Genomic DNA, 18,086 nt, shown 5'->3' on the forward strand with positions numbered 1-18,086 from the left:
TGCGATCAGTCGGCGCCGCGCATCAACGGGCGTTGCGCAGATGCTCATACAGCGCGTACGCGACGGCCATGTCTTCGAGGCCAAGGCCTATCGAGCGGAAGAATGCATGGCGCGCGTACGCCGGGCGCGGGCATACGCCGTTGGCAAGTTCCGCGAAATCGCCCGCGATCGCGTCGGGCGACCAGCCGTGCCCGCGCGCGGCCAGCACCATTTCGCCCGCGCTGTGCGGCGTGGTGTGGCGATAGTCGCAGTACACGTCGAGCGAGGGTAGCGCGGCCGGATCGACTTCATGCGCGTGTGCGACGTTCGTGCTGATCGAGGTGATGAGCGCGGGTTTCGTGAGCGTGTCCAGCGCGAGCACGGGCTTGCCCGACGAGGTGCACAGCATCACCACGTCGGCGTCATGCACGCAGGCTTCGGCCGTGTGCGCCACGCTCGCCCGTGAGTCCAGCGCACGCAGTTCTGCCTGACGGTGTGCGTCCCCGGCGAGCTTTGGCGAAAACACGCGAATGCTGTCCCACGGGCGAAGCGGCGCAACGTGACGAACGTGCGCCAGCGCGACCGCGCCCGAGCCGATCACGGCAAGACGTTTCGCCTCGCGCGGCGCGAGCTGGTCGACGGCGAGCGCCGTGGTGCCGGCGGTGCGCTCGGTAGTGAGCAGCGCCGAGTCGCACCACATGAGCGGCTGGCCCGTTTTCATCGACATCAGCGCGGTCCAGGCGGTGATGATGGGCGGCTCGCCTTCGGCGCCGACAATGTAGGGAGAGAGCTTCGCACCGAACACGCCCGCTTCGGCGAGCACGCCGAGATAGGTGATGAAGTCGCCGGCCTGCTTTGGAAATAGCGTCAGGGTTTGCGGCGGCTGCACGGCGTCGCCGCGGCCGAGCGAGGCGAACAGGCGGGCCAGTTCGCCTCGCACGTCGAGGCTGGGCAGGGCGGCTCGCACCTGGGCGGCGTCGACGACGAGCGGCGCGGCGAGGGCTTGGGACATCTCGTTCATGTTAGGGCTCCGGAGTCTCGATGTGGACATTTTTGTCTATTCTAGACTTTATTTTTATTTTTCGTCTATATTCCTCCTGCGGCCGCGGCCCGCGTAAATGGGCGCCGCACGAAGCGCAGCACACTTGAACAGACACTTATTACGAATTGGGTGACGACGATGAACAGGAAGATGATTCGCTTTGCGGCTGCGGCCAGCCTTGCATGCCTCGCAGGCGTGAGCGCGGGCGAGGCGCACGCGCAGGACCCGAAAACGCTGCGCTTCGGCGTAGAGGCGTCTTATCCGCCGTTCGAGAGCAAGACGCCCGCGGGCGATCTGCAAGGCTTCGACATCGATATCGGCAATGCGGTGTGCCAGAAGCTGCAGATGAAGTGCGTATGGGTGGAGAACAGCTTCGACGGCCTGATCGCTGCGCTCGAGGCGCGCAAGTTCGACGTCATCAACTCGGCCATGAACATCACCGAGAAGCGGCGTCAGCAAATCGCCTTCACCCCCGCCATCTACGTGATGCCGATCCAGATGGTCGCGAAGCGCGGCTCGGGCCTGCAGCCTACGTCCGCGAGCCTGAAGGGCAAGTCGATTGGCGTGCTGCAAGGCTCGACGCAGGAAGATTACGTGCGCAAGCACTGGGGCACGCAGGGCGTGAACGTCGTCACCTACGAGAACCAGGACCAGATTTTCGCGGACCTCGCGGCCGGGCGCCTGGACGGCGCGGTGCAGGAAGTCCAGACCGCCACCGACGGCTTCCTCTCGAAACCGCAGGGCAAGGGCTTCGAATTCGCGGGCTCGCCGCTCCAGGACCCGGCCACGCTCGGCGAAGGCACGGGCTTCGGCATGCGCAAGGACGACGCGGCGCTCAAGGCGAAGGTGGTGGCCGCGATCGATTCGCTGCGCCAGGACGGAACGCTCACGAAGCTGTCGATGAAGTATTTCGGCCGCGATATCGTCGCGAAGTGATGTCGATTACTTCGGCATCCAGAGCAGATTCATGAGCAAGAGTGCGATCGTTCTCGGGGCGGGAATCGTGGGCGTGAGCGTCGCGCTGCATCTGCAGGCGCGCGGCGTGCAGGTCACGCTCGTCGACCGGCGCGGGCCCGGCGAGGAAACGAGCCATGGCAACGCGGGGCTGATCGAGTCGTCGTCGGTCGCGCCTTATGGCTTTCCGCGCGACTGGCGCACCCTGCTGCGCCTCGTACGCAACGACTCGACCGCGCTGCGCTACGACGTGCGCTCGTTGCCCGCCTACGCGCGCTGGCTCGCGAGGTTCTGGCGCGAGTCGTCGCCGGCGCGCCTCGCGCACGCCGCGCGCGATATGCTGCCGCTCATCGAGCGCAGCGTGGCCGAGCACGACGCGCTGATCGAGCGCGCGGGCTTGCGAGAAATCGTGCGGCCCATCGGCTGGCTCGAAGCGTGGCGCTCGCCCGCCGGCTTCGAACGCGAAATGCATACGGCGCAGAACGTGGCCGACGCACACGGCCTCCACGTGCAGATGTTCGACGCGCCGGGCCTGCTCGCACTCGAGCCTTCACTCAACGAGGGCTATGCGGGCGCGATTCACTGGATCGATCCGGCCAGCGTGGCGGATCCCGGCGCGCTGACGAAGGGCTACGCGCAACTGTTCCTGCGTGAAGGCGGTGCGTTTGCACGGGGCGATGCGCGCACGCTGATGCCCGACGGCAAGGGCTGGCGAGTGCAAACCGACGAAGGACCGTTGAGCGCCGGGCTTGTGGTCGTGGCGCTCGGCCCATGGTCGGATCTCGTGACACGGCCGCTCGGCTACCGCGTGCCGCTCATGGTCAAGCGCGGCTATCACATGCACTACGCGAGCGAGGCGCGTGCGCCGCTCGAGCGTCCGGTGGTGGACATCGAAGGCGGTTACGTCGTCGCGCCGATGCGCCGCGGCTTGCGTCTCACCACGGGCGTAGAACTCGCCACGCGCGAGCGGCCGCCCAACTACAGGCAGCTCGATGCAGCCGAGCGCGAGGCGCGTCCCGTGTTCGGCCTCGGCGCGCGGCTGGACGAAACACCGTGGATGGGCCTGCGTCCCTGCACGCCCGACATGCGCCCGCTGCTTGGGCCTGCGCCGCGCCATGCGGGGCTGTGGTTCGCGTTCGGCCACAATCATCATGGGCTCACGCTCGGGCCAGTCACGGCGCGCCTCGTTGCCGAGCAAATCGTCGGCGAAACGCCGTTCGTCGATCCCACGCCTTATTTGCCCGCCCGATTTCGCTGAGACACGCGCGTCGGACCGGTAGCCTCCCGGATCGCGGCGACTGCACGGTCGCCGCGATCGACCGCCTCCAGTTACACGATAGATTGGCCTGGCCGCGCTTGCTCAATCTCCTGACTGCGCGCCGGATCAGGCTTCAGCTCATTAAGCCGGTCAACGCAGGTGCGCGGCGCGGGATCGCTCGGCTCTCAAGCTTCATTCACCGTTGCCGATAATCCGTTCAGGGTGACTCCGCAAAGTATGCATCGGACATGAATTGCGAAGTCTGAGCCGTTGCCGAATGACTTTCGCAAGTCGGAAGGCGGATTGAAAGGATCGAAAGGATGGAAGGGGCTGGGGGCGGCAGGCAGGCTCCCGGGAGCATGGTGCAATCCCGAGGCAATCGAGACCCTTGCGCCGAAAGTCAGCGCGTAGGGAAGAGGGGGAATTCGTGATAAACGGTGGGGGCGCTAACGTACGGGGGCCGTCCGGCCGGATATCGGGTGTCCAGGTATCCGCGTGCCATACGCGCGAGACCTTTATTTCTCCATCTTTTCGCGATTCACGGATTCTCTATGCTAATCAAGAACGTCGCAGTCAGTCTCCCTTCGAGGGTCGTCTCGAACGAGGAAGTCGTCGATATGATCCGGTCCCACTCTACGGCTTTCGATGGCGACATCGACAGAACAGTCCGAACCATCAAGACACTGCTCGACCGCAGCGGTCTGGTCCATCGTCGCTGGTGCGACAGCCATGAGTCGCCCATCGATCACGTTGCGATGGCGACGCGCAAGGTGTTGTCGGAAACGTATCTGCGGCCGGAGCACATCGAACTGTTCATCTTCGTCGGCATCGGCAGAGGGTTCCTCGAGCCGGGCAACAGTCATATGATGGCGAGCACGCTCGGCTTTGGCAATGCCGAATGCTTCGATGTTGTCGATGCCTGCATGAGCTGGACGCGGGCCATGTCGATCGTCGACAGTCTCTTCAAGACCGGCCAGTATAAAAACGCGATGATCGTGAATGCCGAATTCAATATGCTCGCGGGGGGGCCGCTCTATCCTTCGAATTTCGCGCTCAAGCATCACGCCCAGGTCGAATACACCCTGCCGTCGTTTACGATAGGCGAAGCGGCAACGGCCACGCTGGTGGTGGCGAAGGAGCCGGACAACTTCAGCTTTGCGTTTCGCGGCAAGCCGGACGTGTCGGACCTGTGCACGATTCCGATTCCCGGCTACGAGGGATATTGCCACCCTACCGAGCGTATCGGCAAGAATGGGGAAATGCGGTTTACCTCGTTCGGCCACGAACTGCACAAAAATTCCGATGAGCTTGCCGAGGTCTTCTCCCGACTGGCCGTTCCCAAAAAAGACATCGACATCGTTTTCACTCACGCCTCCTCGAAGGCCGCGTGGCACGGCTACGGCGTGAAGGCAGGCATCGACGATAAGATGTATCACATCTATCCGGATACCGGAAATCTCGTTTCCGCCTCGATTCCGGCTGCGATTTCCATGGCCAAGGAGACTGGGAAGCTGAAGCGGGGAGACAGGGCGTTGTGCTGGGTCGGCAGCGCCGGCATGTCGTTCAACGTGAGCAGCTTCCGGTTCTGAGGCTCGATATCAGTCTATTGAGAACGATATGAAAGGCATTGCAGGCGGCGTTCGCTATCTGATGCAGCGGGTTCGCGACGCGTATGGGTTGTCGGACCTCAGCGTGCTGGCGGTGGGCGTCATCGGGACCATCGGACATCCGCTGTACTGGCTGTGGTGGACGTACATCGACCCCCAACCCAATGAAAGCACGCTGATGCGGGTCATCGGCGCGCTCGCCTGTCTGCTGTTGCTGCTGCGCCGCTTCTGGCCCGCAGCAGCGGTGCCTTTCCTGCCGTGGTATTACTTCCTTACGGTAGCTTATTCGCTACCGTTCTTTTTCACCTACTACCTGATAACCGGCCACTATTCGATGATCTGGTCGATGGCGGAAGTCGGGATGATGTTTTTCCTGATCGCGATATTTCCGTCGTTCGTCGCGCTGGCCCTGAATCTCGCCCTCGGGGTTGGCCTCGCCATCCTATGCGTGTGGATGCTCGATCCGGCGTCCCTTCACGTCGACGGCCATCTGCTGCTCTACACCTACCTGCCGGTTTTCGCGTTCGGCATCAGCGCGGGCCTCACGTTCAGCTACAGCAATATGCGGGGGATCACGGCGCAGGCAAAGAACGGCGCGCTTCGGGCGCTCGCGGGCACGATCGCCCATGAAATGAGGAATCCGCTCAGCCAGCTCAGGTACGTGCTCGATCGCGTCGAGGAGGCGCTGCCCGCAATGGCTGAGTCGAGGCCCTCGCCGGCGTTGCCGGTCGACGCGGTGGCTTCGCTTTCCCAGCACGTCGCGCATGGGCAGCTGGCGATCGACCGCGGGCTCAGAATCATTGCGATGACGCTCGACGAAGTCAGCGCCAAGCCCATGCAGTCGGACAATCTCAACTATGCGAGCGCGGCAGAGGCGACACGCAAGGCACTCGACGAGTACGGCTTTAGTGGCAGGAAGGAGCGCAGCCGCGTGAAACTGATGGTCCTCGAAGACTTTACGTTCAAGGTCGACGAGACCGTCTATCTGTTTACGTTGTTCAATCTGATCAAGAATGCGCTGCATCACATGGCGGCGCATCCCACGGCAACGCTGACGCTGACTGTCGACCGGAACAAGGTGATCGTTCACGACACGGGACCGGGCATCGCAGCCGAGATGATCTCGCATCTGTTCGAGCCGTTCCGTACGCAGGGAAATGCCGCCGGCACAGGCTTGGGGCTCGCCTACTGCCAGCGTGCGATGCGTTCGTTCGGCGGGACGATCGAGTGCCGTTCGGAACCCGGCCGGTTTACCCAGTTTACGCTCGAGTTTCCCGCCATACCGGAGAGCGAAATCGCGGCTTACCGGCAGGCGCTCCTCGCGCGCGCCACGGAGTTTTTTAGCGGGAAGGCGATACTGTTTGTGGATGACGACGCGGTGATACGCGAGAAGGTCTGCCATGCGTTTTCAGGGGTCGGCGCCCGGGTTGTCGAAGCGCAGAGCGGTGAACGCGCGCTGACGCTTCTTCGGGAAAGCTGCGCCTACGATCTCGTGCTGATGGACATCAATATGCCGGGTCTCGACGGCTACACGACCACGGAGAAAATCCGTTCCGATGCCGGCCTGGCTGGCGGGAGCCTTCTTGTCGTCGGTTATACCGCCGAGGCTCACAACCTGGCTCGCGTACTCGCGAAGGGCGCCGGCATGGACGCAACGATCAGCAAGTCCATACGCATGGTGGAACTGTTGAGCACGCTGCAGAAACTCATGGAAAGCGGGGATCGCCATTTGCGCCACCCGCGCTTCGATGGATTCGCCGGCAAGACGATTCTCGTCGCGGACGACGATACCTACAGCAGGATGGTCGCGAAGAGCTATCTGGAGCGCTGCGGCGCGAGCGTCGTGGAGGCGGAGAACGGACAGGGCGTGCTGGCGCGCCTGCAGGGCGGCGGGAGCGTCGACGCCATCGTGATAGACATGAACATGCCCGGTATGGGCGGCGTGGAGACGGCAGCGTGGATTCGCGCCCGGGTGGACGAGTATGGCGAGATGCCGATTGTGGCCCTGACCGGCCAGTCCGATATGGCGGCCGTGAGGGCCTGTCTCGCAGCGGGCATGAACGAGGTCATGACTAAACCCGTGCAGGTCGGCGTGCTCTATGCCTGTCTCGCGCGACAGTTTGCGCATTCGCGCGCGGCGAACGCACCGGAGAAACGCGAGCGGCCGGCGGTGCCGGTCATGCGCGCGGCAGATCGGGCCGCCAATCGGGCGGCGAGCGCGGAAAACGACCTGCTCGACGAGGCCCATCTCGACGAACTGGCATCGCTCGACATGCTGGATCAGACCTTTCTCAAGGGCATTGCGCAAATCCGCTCGCTACTGGCGCAGCTTGCAGGCAGCGTGGAGGCCGGCGACATCCGGGCAGTACACGCGGCGCTGCATCTTCTTTTGGGTATCAGCGGGAATATCGGCGCGAAAGCGCTGCACCTGCATGTGAAGCAGATCTATGCGCGGGTACTCGATGGTCAATGGCCGGTTGAGACCGACTGGTTCGACCAGACCACCGCGCTGGGAAACCGCTCGGCCGACGCGTTGCATCAATATTTTGTGGCTGCGATAAGTGCGGTCGATCAGCCGGGCGTATCGAGCGAGGACTGAGGTTCGAGCGGCCGTTGCACGTCAGTCGCTTTCGCGCGTTCTGCGCGGGTGCCAAAGCGCATGGTCACGGTTGTCCCGATGCCCAATGTGGAGTCGATTTCCAGGCCGCCGCCGAAAGATCGCATGATACGGTTGCAGAAGATCATGCCCATGCCGTGGCCACCTTCTTCGGCGTGCGTCGTGATGGGGTCGCGCATGAGCCGCGCCTTTATTTCGGGAGCAATGCCCGGACCGTTGTCGCGCACGCGGATTTGCGCTTCGGGATTGTCGCGCACTTCAATGCGCAACGCCGGGCGGGGCATGTGGCTGAGCGCGCGCAGGGCGTTCGACAGCAGCGAAGAGAGGACGAGCGTCACGCAATTGGGCATCGCACGCACGACGAAGTCGTCCTGCACGTCAAGCGTGATCCAGTCGCGCTGCGAGGCTGAGAACGGGTAAGTGTCGAGCAAGGCGGCAATCAGCCGTGTCGCGCGCATTTCCCGGGCGCCGGCGCGCGATAAGGACCGCGCGCCGCCGCTTTGGTGCAAGCTCGCCCAGAATGAAGAGATCAGTGTCATGCAGTACTGCGCATTGGCGAGCATCGACGTCGCCGCATCGGCGACCTTGCTCTGGGGCATCGGATCGGACGCGCCGGTACCGCCGCTTTCGATGGTTTGCGCAATGAGTGAGATCGTCGCCAGAGGCGTGTTCAGTTCGTGCGCGAGGAACGCAAGTGTTTCATCCATCGCCAGCAACTGATGCTGACGCGTTTCGCGCTCGGTCCATTGCGCAATCGCCTCGCGCAGCGTCTCGCGCACTGTTTCTATCCGCAGCGGCTTTTCGATGATACGAAATACGCCGCCCGTATTCACCGTACGCAACAGCGTGTCCTTGTCGGCGTAGGCAGTGACCAGAATCCTCACGATTCGGGGATATCGTTGCGCCGCTTCGCGCAGTAGCTGATCGCCATTGTTGACCGGCATTCGGAAGTCGGTCACCAGGACTGCGATGTCCGCTCCATGCTGCCCGAGTATGTCGATGGCTTCGTCCGCGTTGCGCGCGAGATGAATCGGGTAGAGCCCCTGGATGGCGCGTGCGAAATAAGTGCGGGACATCTCGTCATCGTCGACGAAAAGAATGGAGAACGGCTTGTGCATGGCGCTTGTCATTGCGTTTTCAGCGTATCAATGGTGTGTGGACCGCGATCCGGGTCGGGCGGCATATTCACAGCAAGCGAAGGCCGCGGCAGCGGTCCGCCGTCGGAGAGCACACGGGTGATGCACCCGGCATCGAGCGGCCTGCTGAAACGGAATCCCTGCGCTTCCACGCAGCCGAGAGCGAGCAGGAATTCCTGCTGATCGAGCGTCTCCACGCCTTCGGCGATGACGGCCAAGCCGAGCGCCTGCGCAAGCGTAACGATCGCCTTCACGATCGCGCCACTGTCCGGTTCCCCGACGCCCTGCACGAAGGCACGGTCGATCTTGATGCGATCGACCGGCAGCGTGCGCAATTGACCGAGGCTCGAGTAGCCCATGCCGAAATCGTCGATTGCGATACGGATACCCGCACGGCGAAATTCGTGAAGGCGGCGCGCGGCGATCTCCGGTTGCTTCATCAACGCAGTTTCGGTGACCTCGAGTTCGAGCATCGTCGGATCGACGCCCGTCTCCTGCAGAATGGTCTGAAATGTCTCGACAATGTCCGTGCGTTGCAACTGGAGTGGCGACAGATTGACCGATATGCGCATGGGCGCAATACCCATGTGTATCCAAAGCGCCGACTGACGGCAAGCCTCATGCAGCACCCACTCGCCGAGTATCGCGACAAATCCCGATGCTTCCGCCAGCGAGACGAATTCGGCCGGGTCGATCTCGCCGTAGATATCATCGTGCCAGCGGACAAGTGCTTCGACGCCAAGCACGTGGCCGTTGCGCATGTCGACCTGTGGCTGGTAGTGCACGCGCAGCGTACCGGTTTCGATCGCCTTTCTGAGACGTGCTGAAAGGATGAGCTTGGCGTCGGCGTCTCCGCGCATTTCAGGTTGATAGCGATCCCAGCAATTGCGACCATGACTCTTGGCCGTGTACATCGCCATGTCGGCACACGAAATCAGTGCTTCCACATTGTCTCCATCCGCCGGAAACACGCTGATGCCGACACTCGCGCTCACCACGAGTTCATTGCCGCCAACGAGCACTGGCTTCGCGATCGCGGCGAGGACGGCATCGGGAAGGTCGAAGTGCGTGTCGTCACGCCCGCGCGGCGCAACGATCATGAACTCGTCGCCGCCGTAGCGGCCGAGAATGTCACCCGGGCGGGCGCAGGTCCGCAGACGCCCGGCAACTTCGACGAGCAGCTGATCGCCGACGCTGTGCCCGAGCGCATCATTGACGGTCTTGAACGTGTCCAGGTCGAGAAAAACGACATAGACGGATTCGCCGTGGCGGGCAGGGGCAGTAAGGAGTGCATGCAATCGTGCGCCAAGCGCGGACCGATTCGCAAGCCCGGTCAGGCTGTCGCACTCGCTGAGTTCGCGCAACCGGCGCGACCGGTCGAGAAGCCTGACTGACACGTCATGGGTCGTTTTGGCGAAAAGGAGCGGATAAATGAAGATGATGGGCAGCCAAACCGGCGCGATCCGCACAACCAGCGGCGTTGTGGCGATTCCGAAGATTGCCGCCCCGGCGATCAGGCCGGCAGCACTCGCGCCCACCCCGGCGACGAAGATCGGCCAACCGCCAACCGCCATGGTGTCGAGCGCAAACATCAACAGGATGACGACGGTTGCGACAGGCTCGAAATGAACCGCGGCGGTCAGCCAGCCGCCGAACGCCGAGTCGAAGAGCAGGTTCCATTTCTCTTTGCGGAGTGCATCGTCAGTGACATTGCGTACGCGCCGATAGGCGACATGCGGCCAGATGAGACAGATGGCAAGGACGCCGGCGAAGAGCAGCGCCGGCGCATGTTGCACGTGCAGCAAGGAGAGGACGGGTATGGAGCCGATCGCATAGCCGAGGACCCTGAGAACATAAATGCGGCGCAAAAGGCCGGCGGTCCAGAACTTTTCGCCCTTGGCGGACGTGAGCACGACGTCTCCCCGATTCAGATCATATGATTTCAGGAGAATAGACCAGATCGGACTCCAGAAGGTAGAGAACGCATTGCGACGCCAGGGCGATCCGCAGCGGCGCCGACGTCATCCGGACTCGGCTAGACCTTCGCGCTATGTGCGCATGCGCACCCCGGAGTTTTCCCAATATATGGAAAATCCGCTTGCGTTCCGTCGCGGAACTTCTAGACTGACAACTTGCGATTCGAGCCGCGATCCCATTCACTAGCCGCACTGCACGGAGTGCTCATGCGACTGACCATCCTGATCAATGGTTCCGACCCGGCAGTCAATCACGAATTCGCCCTCGTGTGGATCGATCTCGACCAGAAACGCTGGTCGCGCGAGTCGCATGAAGGACTCAACCTGCCTTCGTGGGGCGAGGTCCGCGCCGGCGGCGATGAAACGGTCCTCTGCGCTCCACGAACCGATGCACCGCTTTGCATCATGCGCGGTCTCAGCCTGAACAAGTGGCAGGAAGTCCGCGCGGGCCATGGCGATGCGAGCTGGCCGGACGACAGCGCGTGCAAAGAAACAGCATGGCAGTGGCGGTTGCAGGCTGTTGACCGTAAATCGGTGCGCGCCGCGAATTCACTGTTTGCCTGCTAGTCGTTCGCAAGACGGCCGGGCGAGCCATCGCCGATGCGGTGCGCCGTTACTCCTTCAATGTCGCGAGTAGCCGGTCGATTTCTTCGAACTGGCTTTTCGATAATTGGTGGCTTTGCATGATTTCCTGCAAGCGCTTTCGCCAATAAGCCGGCGGCAAACGCGACTCGTTCAGGTCTTCTGCAGACAGTCGCTGAATCACGGATTTGATGTGCAGGATATCGCTGTGAGCGGCTTGCGACGACCAGGCGCCGAGCCTTCCCGTTTGCCCGCCACCGTCCACGCCCCTTTCTGACACTGTTCCCATCTTTATTTGCCGTCGGAATACGGTGCCGCGCATGCATGCCCCGAGCGCACCACCGGCCTGCGGCCTCCTGTTGTCATTGACCTGGGAAGGCACGCCATGAATCAGGCGTACTGAATGCCGAATGAATATTCTGTTCGGCTAGGCCGAACGCGGTTCGGCGGTGTATTTATGGTAGTTTCCACGTTGATGACTGTCAATATTGGCAGCGCTAAGCTGGCTGAAACGCTCGACCGCCCGCTAGCGGACAAGAGACGAAATACAAATGACACAAACGGACCAAACCATTGGGGAGCGCAACGCGCTTCGCAGCGTCAGCCGGGCGCTCGATGTCCTGGAGGCGCTGGGGAGCAGCGATAACGAGGGGCTTACCGTTGCCGGGATTGCGACGGCAATCGGCGTGTCGAAGAGCACCGCGTTCGAGATATTGCAGACCTTGCTCGCCCGTCATTACGTCACCGATGTACGCCTCGGCGGCTCACGGCGCTATCGCCTCGGCTTTGCGCTCGTGCACCTCGGCGACCGTGCGGCGGCGGACGTCGGCATATCCCAGCTTGCGATGCCGGTTCTGCGCGAGCTGACCGACACGACCGGCCTCACATCCCGGCTTGCGGTGCTCGACGACAACGGCTACGCAGTCGCAATCAGTCGCGTCGAAGCGCCGGGCATCGTGCGCATCGCATCCGCCCTCGGACAACGCGAGCTTCCGCATTGCTCGGCGCTCGGCAAATCCCTGCTCGCGCTATTGCCGCCGGCGCGGGTCGTCAAGCTGCTGGCCCATACCGGCATGCCGCGCCGCACCGAGTACACCCGCCTGACACCCGCGGAGCTGATGAAGGATCTGATCCTGGTCGCCGAGCGCGGCTACGCGTTCGACGACGAAGAAGACAATCTGGGCGTGGTTTGCGTCGGAGCGGCAATTACGAACCGCGACGGCGAAGGCGTGGCTGCGATCAGCGTGACGACGCTCAAGAACGGACTGGATGGCGACGACCTGCACGCGTTGGGACGCACGCTGCGCGCCCATGCGGAGCGCATCAGCCGGATGCTCGGCGCGCAGGTTGGCCCGTAACGCGGCGTGCTGGCGCGCGTTTTCCCGGCGGATCACTGATGCCCCCGCGACGGGGCGAGGACCTCATGCTGACCACCTTCTTCGATCTGTTCGATCTGCACGACGCGAGCAGCTATGTGCCCGATCTGCTCAAAGGGGCGCTCACGAGCATCGAGCTGACCTTCAGCATCCTTGCGCTGAGCCTGCCGTTCGGCTTGCTGCTCGCCATTGCCAGAATCAGCCGGGCACGGCTGCCGAGAGCAATCGCATCGATCTATATCGAGGTCATTCGCGGCACGCCCGCGCTGCTGCAACTGTTCTACATCTACTTCGTGCTGCCCTCATTCGGAATTCGGTTCGCTCCGTTCACGGCGGGTGTGATCGGACTGTCGATCAACTACTCAGCGTATCTCGCCGAGGTGTATCGCGCGGGCATCGAAGCCGTGCCGAAGAGCCAGACGCAAGCCGCGAAGGCGCTCGGCATGTCCGGCCGCCAGACGCTGCGCCTGATCGTGCTTCCCCAGGCCATCCGTATCGTCGTGCCGCCACTCGGCAACTATGCGATTTCGCTCTTCAAGGACACCTCGCTCGTGTCGATCGTGACGGTGAAGGAATTGATGTTCACCGGCCAGATCATCTCGTCGACGAACTTCCAGTACGTCACGATATTCACGCTGGTCGGCGCGCTCTATCTGGCATTTTCGTGGCCGAGCGCCATGGTCGTGCACTGGCTCGAGCGGAAGATGGGCGCCACACGCACGGCGAACGCGGTAGTGCGTCCGCGATGACCGGTACGCTCGCACGAAGGCAGTGAGACGAATAATACGGCCGATTCGCCAGATCTGGATAACCAGCTAATTCGGGGTGTTTCATGCGCAAAGCTACGCTGGCATTTGCATCGATTGTGTTGGGTGTTGCAACATTGTTGTCCAATGCCCACGCGGCTGATAGCAGCGCAATCAGCGACGTGCGCTTCGATGGCGGCGACGGCTCGTACGCGCGTGCAATCAGGAACGGCATCACGCTCGTGATCGCCGCCGATCCGCCATCGACCTTCCGGGACGAAAAAACACGTACGTTCGACGGCGCGGATGTGCGCATCTTCCGCGAAATCACCAAGCGGCTCAAGATCACGAAGGTCACGTGGGACATCGTGCCGTTCGACGCGATGATTCCGGCATTGCTCGCCGGCCGCGCCGACGTCGTCGTCGACAACCTGCACGAGAACGAGCAGCGGCTACGCGTCGTGGCGTTCACGAGCCCGGCATACTGGTACGGATCGGGTATCGCGGTACAGCGTGGCAATCCGGCGAAGATTCATGGGTGGGACGACTTTGCCGGGCACATCGTCGGCACGGTGCGCGGGAGCATCAATCATCAGTTGCTCGAAGGGCGCAAGGACCTGAAGGAGCTCAAGCTCTACACGAGCAACGAAGCGGAGTTCTCGGATCTGATCGCGGGTCGAATCGACGTTGCGATGGAAGACGACATCAAGATCGGCCAATTCCTGAAGCAGCATCCCGCTGCCGCAATGCAAATGGTGGCTGACTACAGGCCGCTGCCGCAGGAGTACGGATACGCGCGCTACGCGTTGCGCAAGGGCGATGTCGATCTGAACAACGCGGTGTCGCGAACGCTCGACGAACTTCGCGCCGACGGCACGCTGGGATCGATCATCAGGCAGTTCGGCTATACCGACCGCAATCTCTGGTATTTCCCGGTGAACAACTGATATCGGCGCCGGCTATTCAGCACCCGGCGATGCTCATGGTAGCGAGATTGCGCAGGGCTTCTTCTACGGCGCGCCGCTGCCAAAGCCTTCCATGGCATTGCTTCCCCGTTTTCCCGATCCAGGCGCTGCATACGACGTCAATCCGTAAGGGCGACCGGGCCCGGCGAAATAAATTCCCTCCGGCTGTAACCGGGATGTGTATCCGAACGAATTAAGAGGCAGTCCCGTCGTTCTGGAGACAGATCATGCCCGTACGGCTCGTTGCCTTGGCGTTCCTTTTTCTGGTTGCACCCGTCGTGGCGTCAGCCAGGCCCGTAGTGGTCGAGCTGTTCACCTCGGAGGGATGTTCTTCGTGTCCTCCAGCGGATGCCTACCTGTCTGAGCTATCGCGCGAGCGTCGGGAGGTGCTTCCCCTCGCGTTTCACGTGACGTACTGGGACGGCCTGGGCTGGCGCGACCCTTACTCGCTGGAAGCCGCCACGCAGCGCCAGGCTGAGTACAGCGCTCGTTTTGGTGAGAGCGCCTACACCCCCGAAATGGTGATCGACGGGCAGAAGGGACTGGTGGGTTCGAATCGACGTGCAGTCGAGGCGGCAATCGCGATCGCGCGGAAAGCGGACGAGGCTGGGGTGGAGGTGAGTGGGGTGCGCCACGGCGGGACGTTATCGGTCATGGTAGGGCGCGGCGGCGGCCACGGTGTGGTCTTGCTGGTCGGCTATGACAACGCGCACGTGACAAAGGTCGGGCGAGGCGAAAACACAGGGCGAGCGCTCAGGGAGTCAAACATCGTTCGCTCGATACAGGCCGTTGGCGAATGGACAGGTGCTCCGTTGAAGCTGGAACCTGCGTCGCCGGCAGGTGAGCAGGCGGCAATACTGATCCAGTCGACGGATGGGGCAATCATTGGCGCGGCGCGAGTCGCCAATGGCGCGCCTTGAGCCGCCGGGGATGACGTCGTCAGGTCTATCCGCTGTCGTTAATAAGGTGTGCTTTCCATATTCGAAAACGACGCTACGAGAAGAGAACGAGTGCGCAGTGCAGTGGCAGTTCCCTTAACGAAATCATGTCTATCAGGCAAGGAGTTCGTCATGTCATTTGTCACGTACCTTTCACCGGTTCCATTGCGGACCATCGCGTTCGCCCTCGCGCTGGGCTTTGCCTCAAGCAGCTTTGCGCAAGCCGCTTCCGAGGTCGATCCGCCCGGGGCAGTCTATGTCATGTCGAACCAGCCATCCGGAAACTCGGTGCTTGTCTATACTCGAGCCGCAAACGGGACACTGACCTACACGGCCACCTATCAAACCGGCGGAAAAGGAGCGGGCACGGGAGCCGATCCGCTAGGTTCGCAGGGCGCGCTGATGTTGGACTCGGGCTTTTTGCTCGCGGTGAATGCCGGAAGCAATGATGTTTCCCTTTTCGCAATCGAAGGCAGCAAACTGACGCTGCTCGACAGAAAGCCATCGGGCGGTCAAATGCCCGTCAGCGTGACGGTCAAGGGACCCGTTGCATATGTGCTCAATGCCGGCGGCACGCCGAACATCAGTGGCTATCTCGTCGACGCGTTCGGCAAGCGCCTCGTTGCGTTACCCGGCTCGCAGCGGCCGCTTGCCGGCGGAACCTCCGCCCAGCCGGCGCAAGTCCGGTTCGCACCGGAAGGCAACGAATTGCTGGTGACCGAAAAGGGCACGCAGCTCATTGACACGTATTCCGTCGCCTTTACCGGCTACGCCTCGACGTCGACCCCCCATGCCTCAAACGGCGTGACGCCGTTCGGCTTCTCCATCACGACACGCGGTTATGCAATCGTCTCCGAAGCCGGGTCCGGTTCGGTTTCCTCGTACGAAGTAGCAGACGGCAAACATCTGGATTCGATCAGCGCGGCAATCCCGCTGGGCCAGTCCGCGCCTTGCTGGCTCGTCACAACCGGCGACGGACGTTTCGCCTATACCGCCAATGCCGGCAGCGGCACGATCAGCAGTTTGCGCATTGCCGCCGACGGCAAGCTAACTCTGCTCAATCCAGCTGCGGGTACGCTCAGCGCTCCGCTCGACATGGCGCTCAGCAGTCGCAGCAAATTCCTCTATGTGCGGGAGGGCAACGGCGCGGTAACCGGGTTTCACGTCATGCCCGACGGCGCGCTCGAACCGATTGGGTCAGTGACCGGCGTACCGGCTGGAGCCCAGGGGATCGCAGCGCGCTAGACAAAGAGAAGGGTCAGGCCGGTGGTAGAGAAGGTTTTCGGAATCCTCCCGTTCGCTTGATTGTCCGTGCAACTGGTTGCATTGTCGACCTCGCCGTCATGCAGCCAGTTGCGTGAACATGACTAATCGCTACCCCCGCCTGTTGCGCCCGCTCGATCCGGGCTTCACGACCTTGAAGGTATAGCCTTCGCGAGTGGGCTCATCTCGCGGGACGCGCTTGAAAAGATCGACGCGGACAGTGCCCGAAACGGGTGCGCCGTGACGCAAATTAGTGCGCGTTGTTGCCAGCACAGGGCAGGCAAACGCCTCCCGCGCCACGAAATCGTGCTTTTTTCATTGGCACGCTTCTCGCTTTGAAGAGTGCGCAAGGAGCCGGCGCAGTATCCGGTTCGTCAGACAATCTGGAAATGGACAGCTAGGGTTCCGGCCTGCTTTTCGCAGGTGCTGGTCCGAGAGCTGGCGACCTCAGGCGAGGTTACACGGCGGGATAAAAGCCCGGGAGAGAACGCGATGTTCGCGCTGCTCCCTGCCGTTGCTAACCGTCCCTTTCGAGGTCAACCTCATGCGCAAGCTCGTTCGCTGTCTTGGCATCGCCGCCGTCTCCCTCGCCACCTTCGCTTCGAGTGCCGCCTTCGCCGCCGGCCGCAGCGACTTCAAGGTTTGCTGGACCATCTACGCCGGCTGGATGCCGTGGGGGCAAGCAAAAACCCAGGGCATCATCTCGAAGTGGGCCACGAAGTATGGCATCAAGATCGATGTCGTCCAGCTGAACGACTACGTTGAATCGATCAATCAGTACACGGCCGGCAAGTTCGACGGCTGCGCGATGACCAACATGGATGCGCTCACCATCCCGGCCTCGGGCGGCGTCGATTCGACTGCCCTGATCGTGAGCGATTACTCGAACGGCAACGACGGCGTGCTCATGAAGGGCAAGGGCAAACAGATCGCCGACCTGAAGGGGCAGCAGGTCAACCTCGTGCAGTTCTCGGTCTCCCACTACCTGCTCGCACGCGCTCTGGAAAGCGCGCATATGAGCGAGCGCGATCTCAAGGTTGTGAACACATCCGATGCCGATATCTCAGGCGCATTCGCGACGCCGACTGTTCGCAACGCGGTGACGTGGAACCCGATGCTCGCCGATCTGAAAGCGCAGCCGAACGTGACCGAAGTCTTCGATTCGAGCAAGATTCCCGGCGAAATCATGGACATGATGGTCGTCAACACGAAGACGCTGCAGGAGAACCCGGCGCTCGGCAAGGCACTGACGGGCGCATGGTTCGAGATGGTTGCGCTGATGCACAGCAATTCGGCGGCGAGCACCAGCGCGCTGACGTCGATGGCGAAGGCCTCCGGTACCGACCTTGCGAACTTCAAGGGGCAACTGTCGACCACCGCGCTCTTCTACACGCCCCAGGCGGCGGTCGCTTTCGTCACGAGCCCGGACATGCCGAAGATCATGGCGCGCGTAGCGAAGTTCTCCTTTGACCACGGGCTGCTCGGCCAGGATGCGAAGAGTGCCGATTCTGTCGGCATGGCGTTCGACAAGAACGTGATCGTCGGCGACAAGAACAACGTCAAGCTGCGTTTCGACCCGACCTACGTCGAGATGGCCGCTGCAGGCAAGCTCTGAGACTGATTTCGAGGCATTCACCAGGCGCTCAC

15 protein-coding genes and 1 riboswitch are annotated in these 18,086 nt (G+C 62.3%); of the genes, 11 read left to right on the forward strand and 4 right to left on the reverse strand.

Annotated elements, in window-relative coordinates; translation table 11 throughout:
• Nucleotides 1-22: 22 nt before the first annotated feature.
• A complete protein-coding gene (locus BHE01S_RS09135) occupies nt 23-991 on the reverse strand; it encodes an ornithine cyclodeaminase family protein (RefSeq protein ID WP_042263269.1) in 969 nt (322 codons plus the stop codon).
• Between the two features lie 168 nt (nt 992-1,159).
• On the opposite strand from BHE01S_RS09135, the gene BHE01S_RS09140 reads away from it, so the two are divergent.
• From BHE01S_RS09140 to BHE01S_RS09155, 4 genes are all read left to right on the forward strand, one after another.
• The gene (locus BHE01S_RS09140; RefSeq protein WP_042262976.1) at nt 1,160-1,957 is read left to right on the forward strand and encodes an ABC transporter substrate-binding protein; all 798 of its coding nucleotides are present in this window, start codon (nt 1,160-1,162) and stop codon (nt 1,955-1,957) included.
• 31 nt (nt 1,958-1,988) lie between these two features.
• Nucleotides 1,989-3,233, forward strand: a complete 1,245-nt coding sequence (locus tag BHE01S_RS09145; RefSeq protein WP_042262978.1) for an NAD(P)/FAD-dependent oxidoreductase — start codon at nt 1,989-1,991, stop codon at nt 3,231-3,233.
• A 551-nt stretch (nt 3,234-3,784) separates the two neighbouring features.
• Nucleotides 3,785-4,822, forward strand: coding sequence for a 3-oxoacyl-[acyl-carrier-protein] synthase III C-terminal domain-containing protein (locus tag BHE01S_RS09150; protein ID WP_042262981.1), 1,038 nt, complete (start codon nt 3,785-3,787; stop codon nt 4,820-4,822).
• A gap of 28 nt (nt 4,823-4,850) precedes the next feature.
• Nucleotides 4,851-7,439, forward strand: coding sequence for an ATP-binding response regulator (locus BHE01S_RS09155; RefSeq protein ID WP_042262984.1), 2,589 nt, complete (start codon nt 4,851-4,853; stop codon nt 7,437-7,439).
• Here BHE01S_RS09155 and BHE01S_RS09160 read toward each other — a convergent pair.
• A complete protein-coding gene (locus BHE01S_RS09160; RefSeq protein ID WP_084068695.1) occupies nt 7,412-8,587 on the reverse strand; it encodes a hybrid sensor histidine kinase/response regulator in 1,176 nt (391 codons plus the stop codon). The two genes, BHE01S_RS09155 and BHE01S_RS09160, sit on opposite strands and share 28 nt — an antisense overlap.
• Nucleotides 8,584-10,506 carry a putative bifunctional diguanylate cyclase/phosphodiesterase gene (locus BHE01S_RS09165; RefSeq protein ID WP_052405793.1) on the reverse strand — a complete coding sequence of 641 codons (1,923 nt, stop codon included), beginning with the start codon at nt 10,504-10,506 and terminating at the stop codon, nt 8,584-8,586. Before BHE01S_RS09165 ends, BHE01S_RS09160 begins: the two co-directional genes overlap by 4 nt.
• Before the next feature lie 270 nt (nt 10,507-10,776).
• Here BHE01S_RS09165 and BHE01S_RS09170 point away from each other — a divergent pair, with 270 nt between their 5' ends.
• A complete protein-coding gene (locus BHE01S_RS09170; RefSeq protein WP_042262986.1) occupies nt 10,777-11,136 on the forward strand; it encodes a DUF3564 family protein in 360 nt (119 codons plus the stop codon).
• A 46-nt stretch (nt 11,137-11,182) separates the two neighbouring features.
• Here the strand turns inward: BHE01S_RS09170 and BHE01S_RS09175 are convergent, their stop codons facing one another.
• Nucleotides 11,183-11,533 carry a hypothetical protein gene (locus BHE01S_RS09175; RefSeq protein ID WP_052405795.1) on the reverse strand — a complete coding sequence of 117 codons (351 nt, stop codon included), beginning with the start codon at nt 11,531-11,533 and terminating at the stop codon, nt 11,183-11,185.
• Between the two features lie 169 nt (nt 11,534-11,702).
• On the opposite strand from BHE01S_RS09175, the gene BHE01S_RS09180 reads away from it, so the two are divergent.
• The 6 genes from BHE01S_RS09180 (at nt 11,703) to BHE01S_RS09205 (ending at nt 18,054) form a co-directional block, all read left to right on the forward strand.
• On the forward strand, nt 11,703-12,509 hold the full coding sequence (locus BHE01S_RS09180) for an IclR family transcriptional regulator (protein WP_042262987.1): 807 nt from the start codon (nt 11,703-11,705) through the stop codon (nt 12,507-12,509).
• 65 nt (nt 12,510-12,574) lie between these two features.
• Nucleotides 12,575-13,276: an ectoine/hydroxyectoine ABC transporter permease subunit EhuD gene (gene ehuD, locus BHE01S_RS09185; protein WP_042262989.1), complete on the forward strand. Its 702-nt coding sequence runs from the start codon at nt 12,575-12,577 to the stop codon at nt 13,274-13,276.
• A 137-nt stretch (nt 13,277-13,413) separates the two neighbouring features.
• On the forward strand, nt 13,414-14,220 hold the full coding sequence (locus BHE01S_RS09190) for a substrate-binding periplasmic protein (protein ID WP_167337671.1): 807 nt from the start codon (nt 13,414-13,416) through the stop codon (nt 14,218-14,220).
• Between the two features lie 245 nt (nt 14,221-14,465).
• Entirely contained in the window at nt 14,466-15,158 is a 693-nt protein-coding gene (locus BHE01S_RS09195; RefSeq protein WP_042262994.1) for a DUF1223 domain-containing protein, read from the forward strand.
• 150 nt (nt 15,159-15,308) lie between these two features.
• A complete protein-coding gene (locus BHE01S_RS09200; RefSeq protein ID WP_042262998.1) occupies nt 15,309-16,421 on the forward strand; it encodes a lactonase family protein in 1,113 nt (370 codons plus the stop codon).
• Nucleotides 16,422-16,825: 404 nt separating this feature from the next.
• A riboswitch (guanidine-I (ykkC/yxkD leader) is annotated at nt 16,826-16,925 on the forward strand.
• A 58-nt stretch (nt 16,926-16,983) separates the two neighbouring features.
• On the forward strand, nt 16,984-18,054 hold the full coding sequence (locus BHE01S_RS09205) for a putative urea ABC transporter substrate-binding protein (RefSeq protein ID WP_042263001.1): 1,071 nt from the start codon (nt 16,984-16,986) through the stop codon (nt 18,052-18,054).
• The last annotated feature ends 32 nt before the right edge of the window (nt 18,055-18,086 follow it).

The organism is Paraburkholderia heleia NBRC 101817, assembly GCF_000739775.1.
In the GTDB taxonomy this organism is placed as follows: domain Bacteria; phylum Pseudomonadota; class Gammaproteobacteria; order Burkholderiales; family Burkholderiaceae; genus Paraburkholderia; species Paraburkholderia heleia.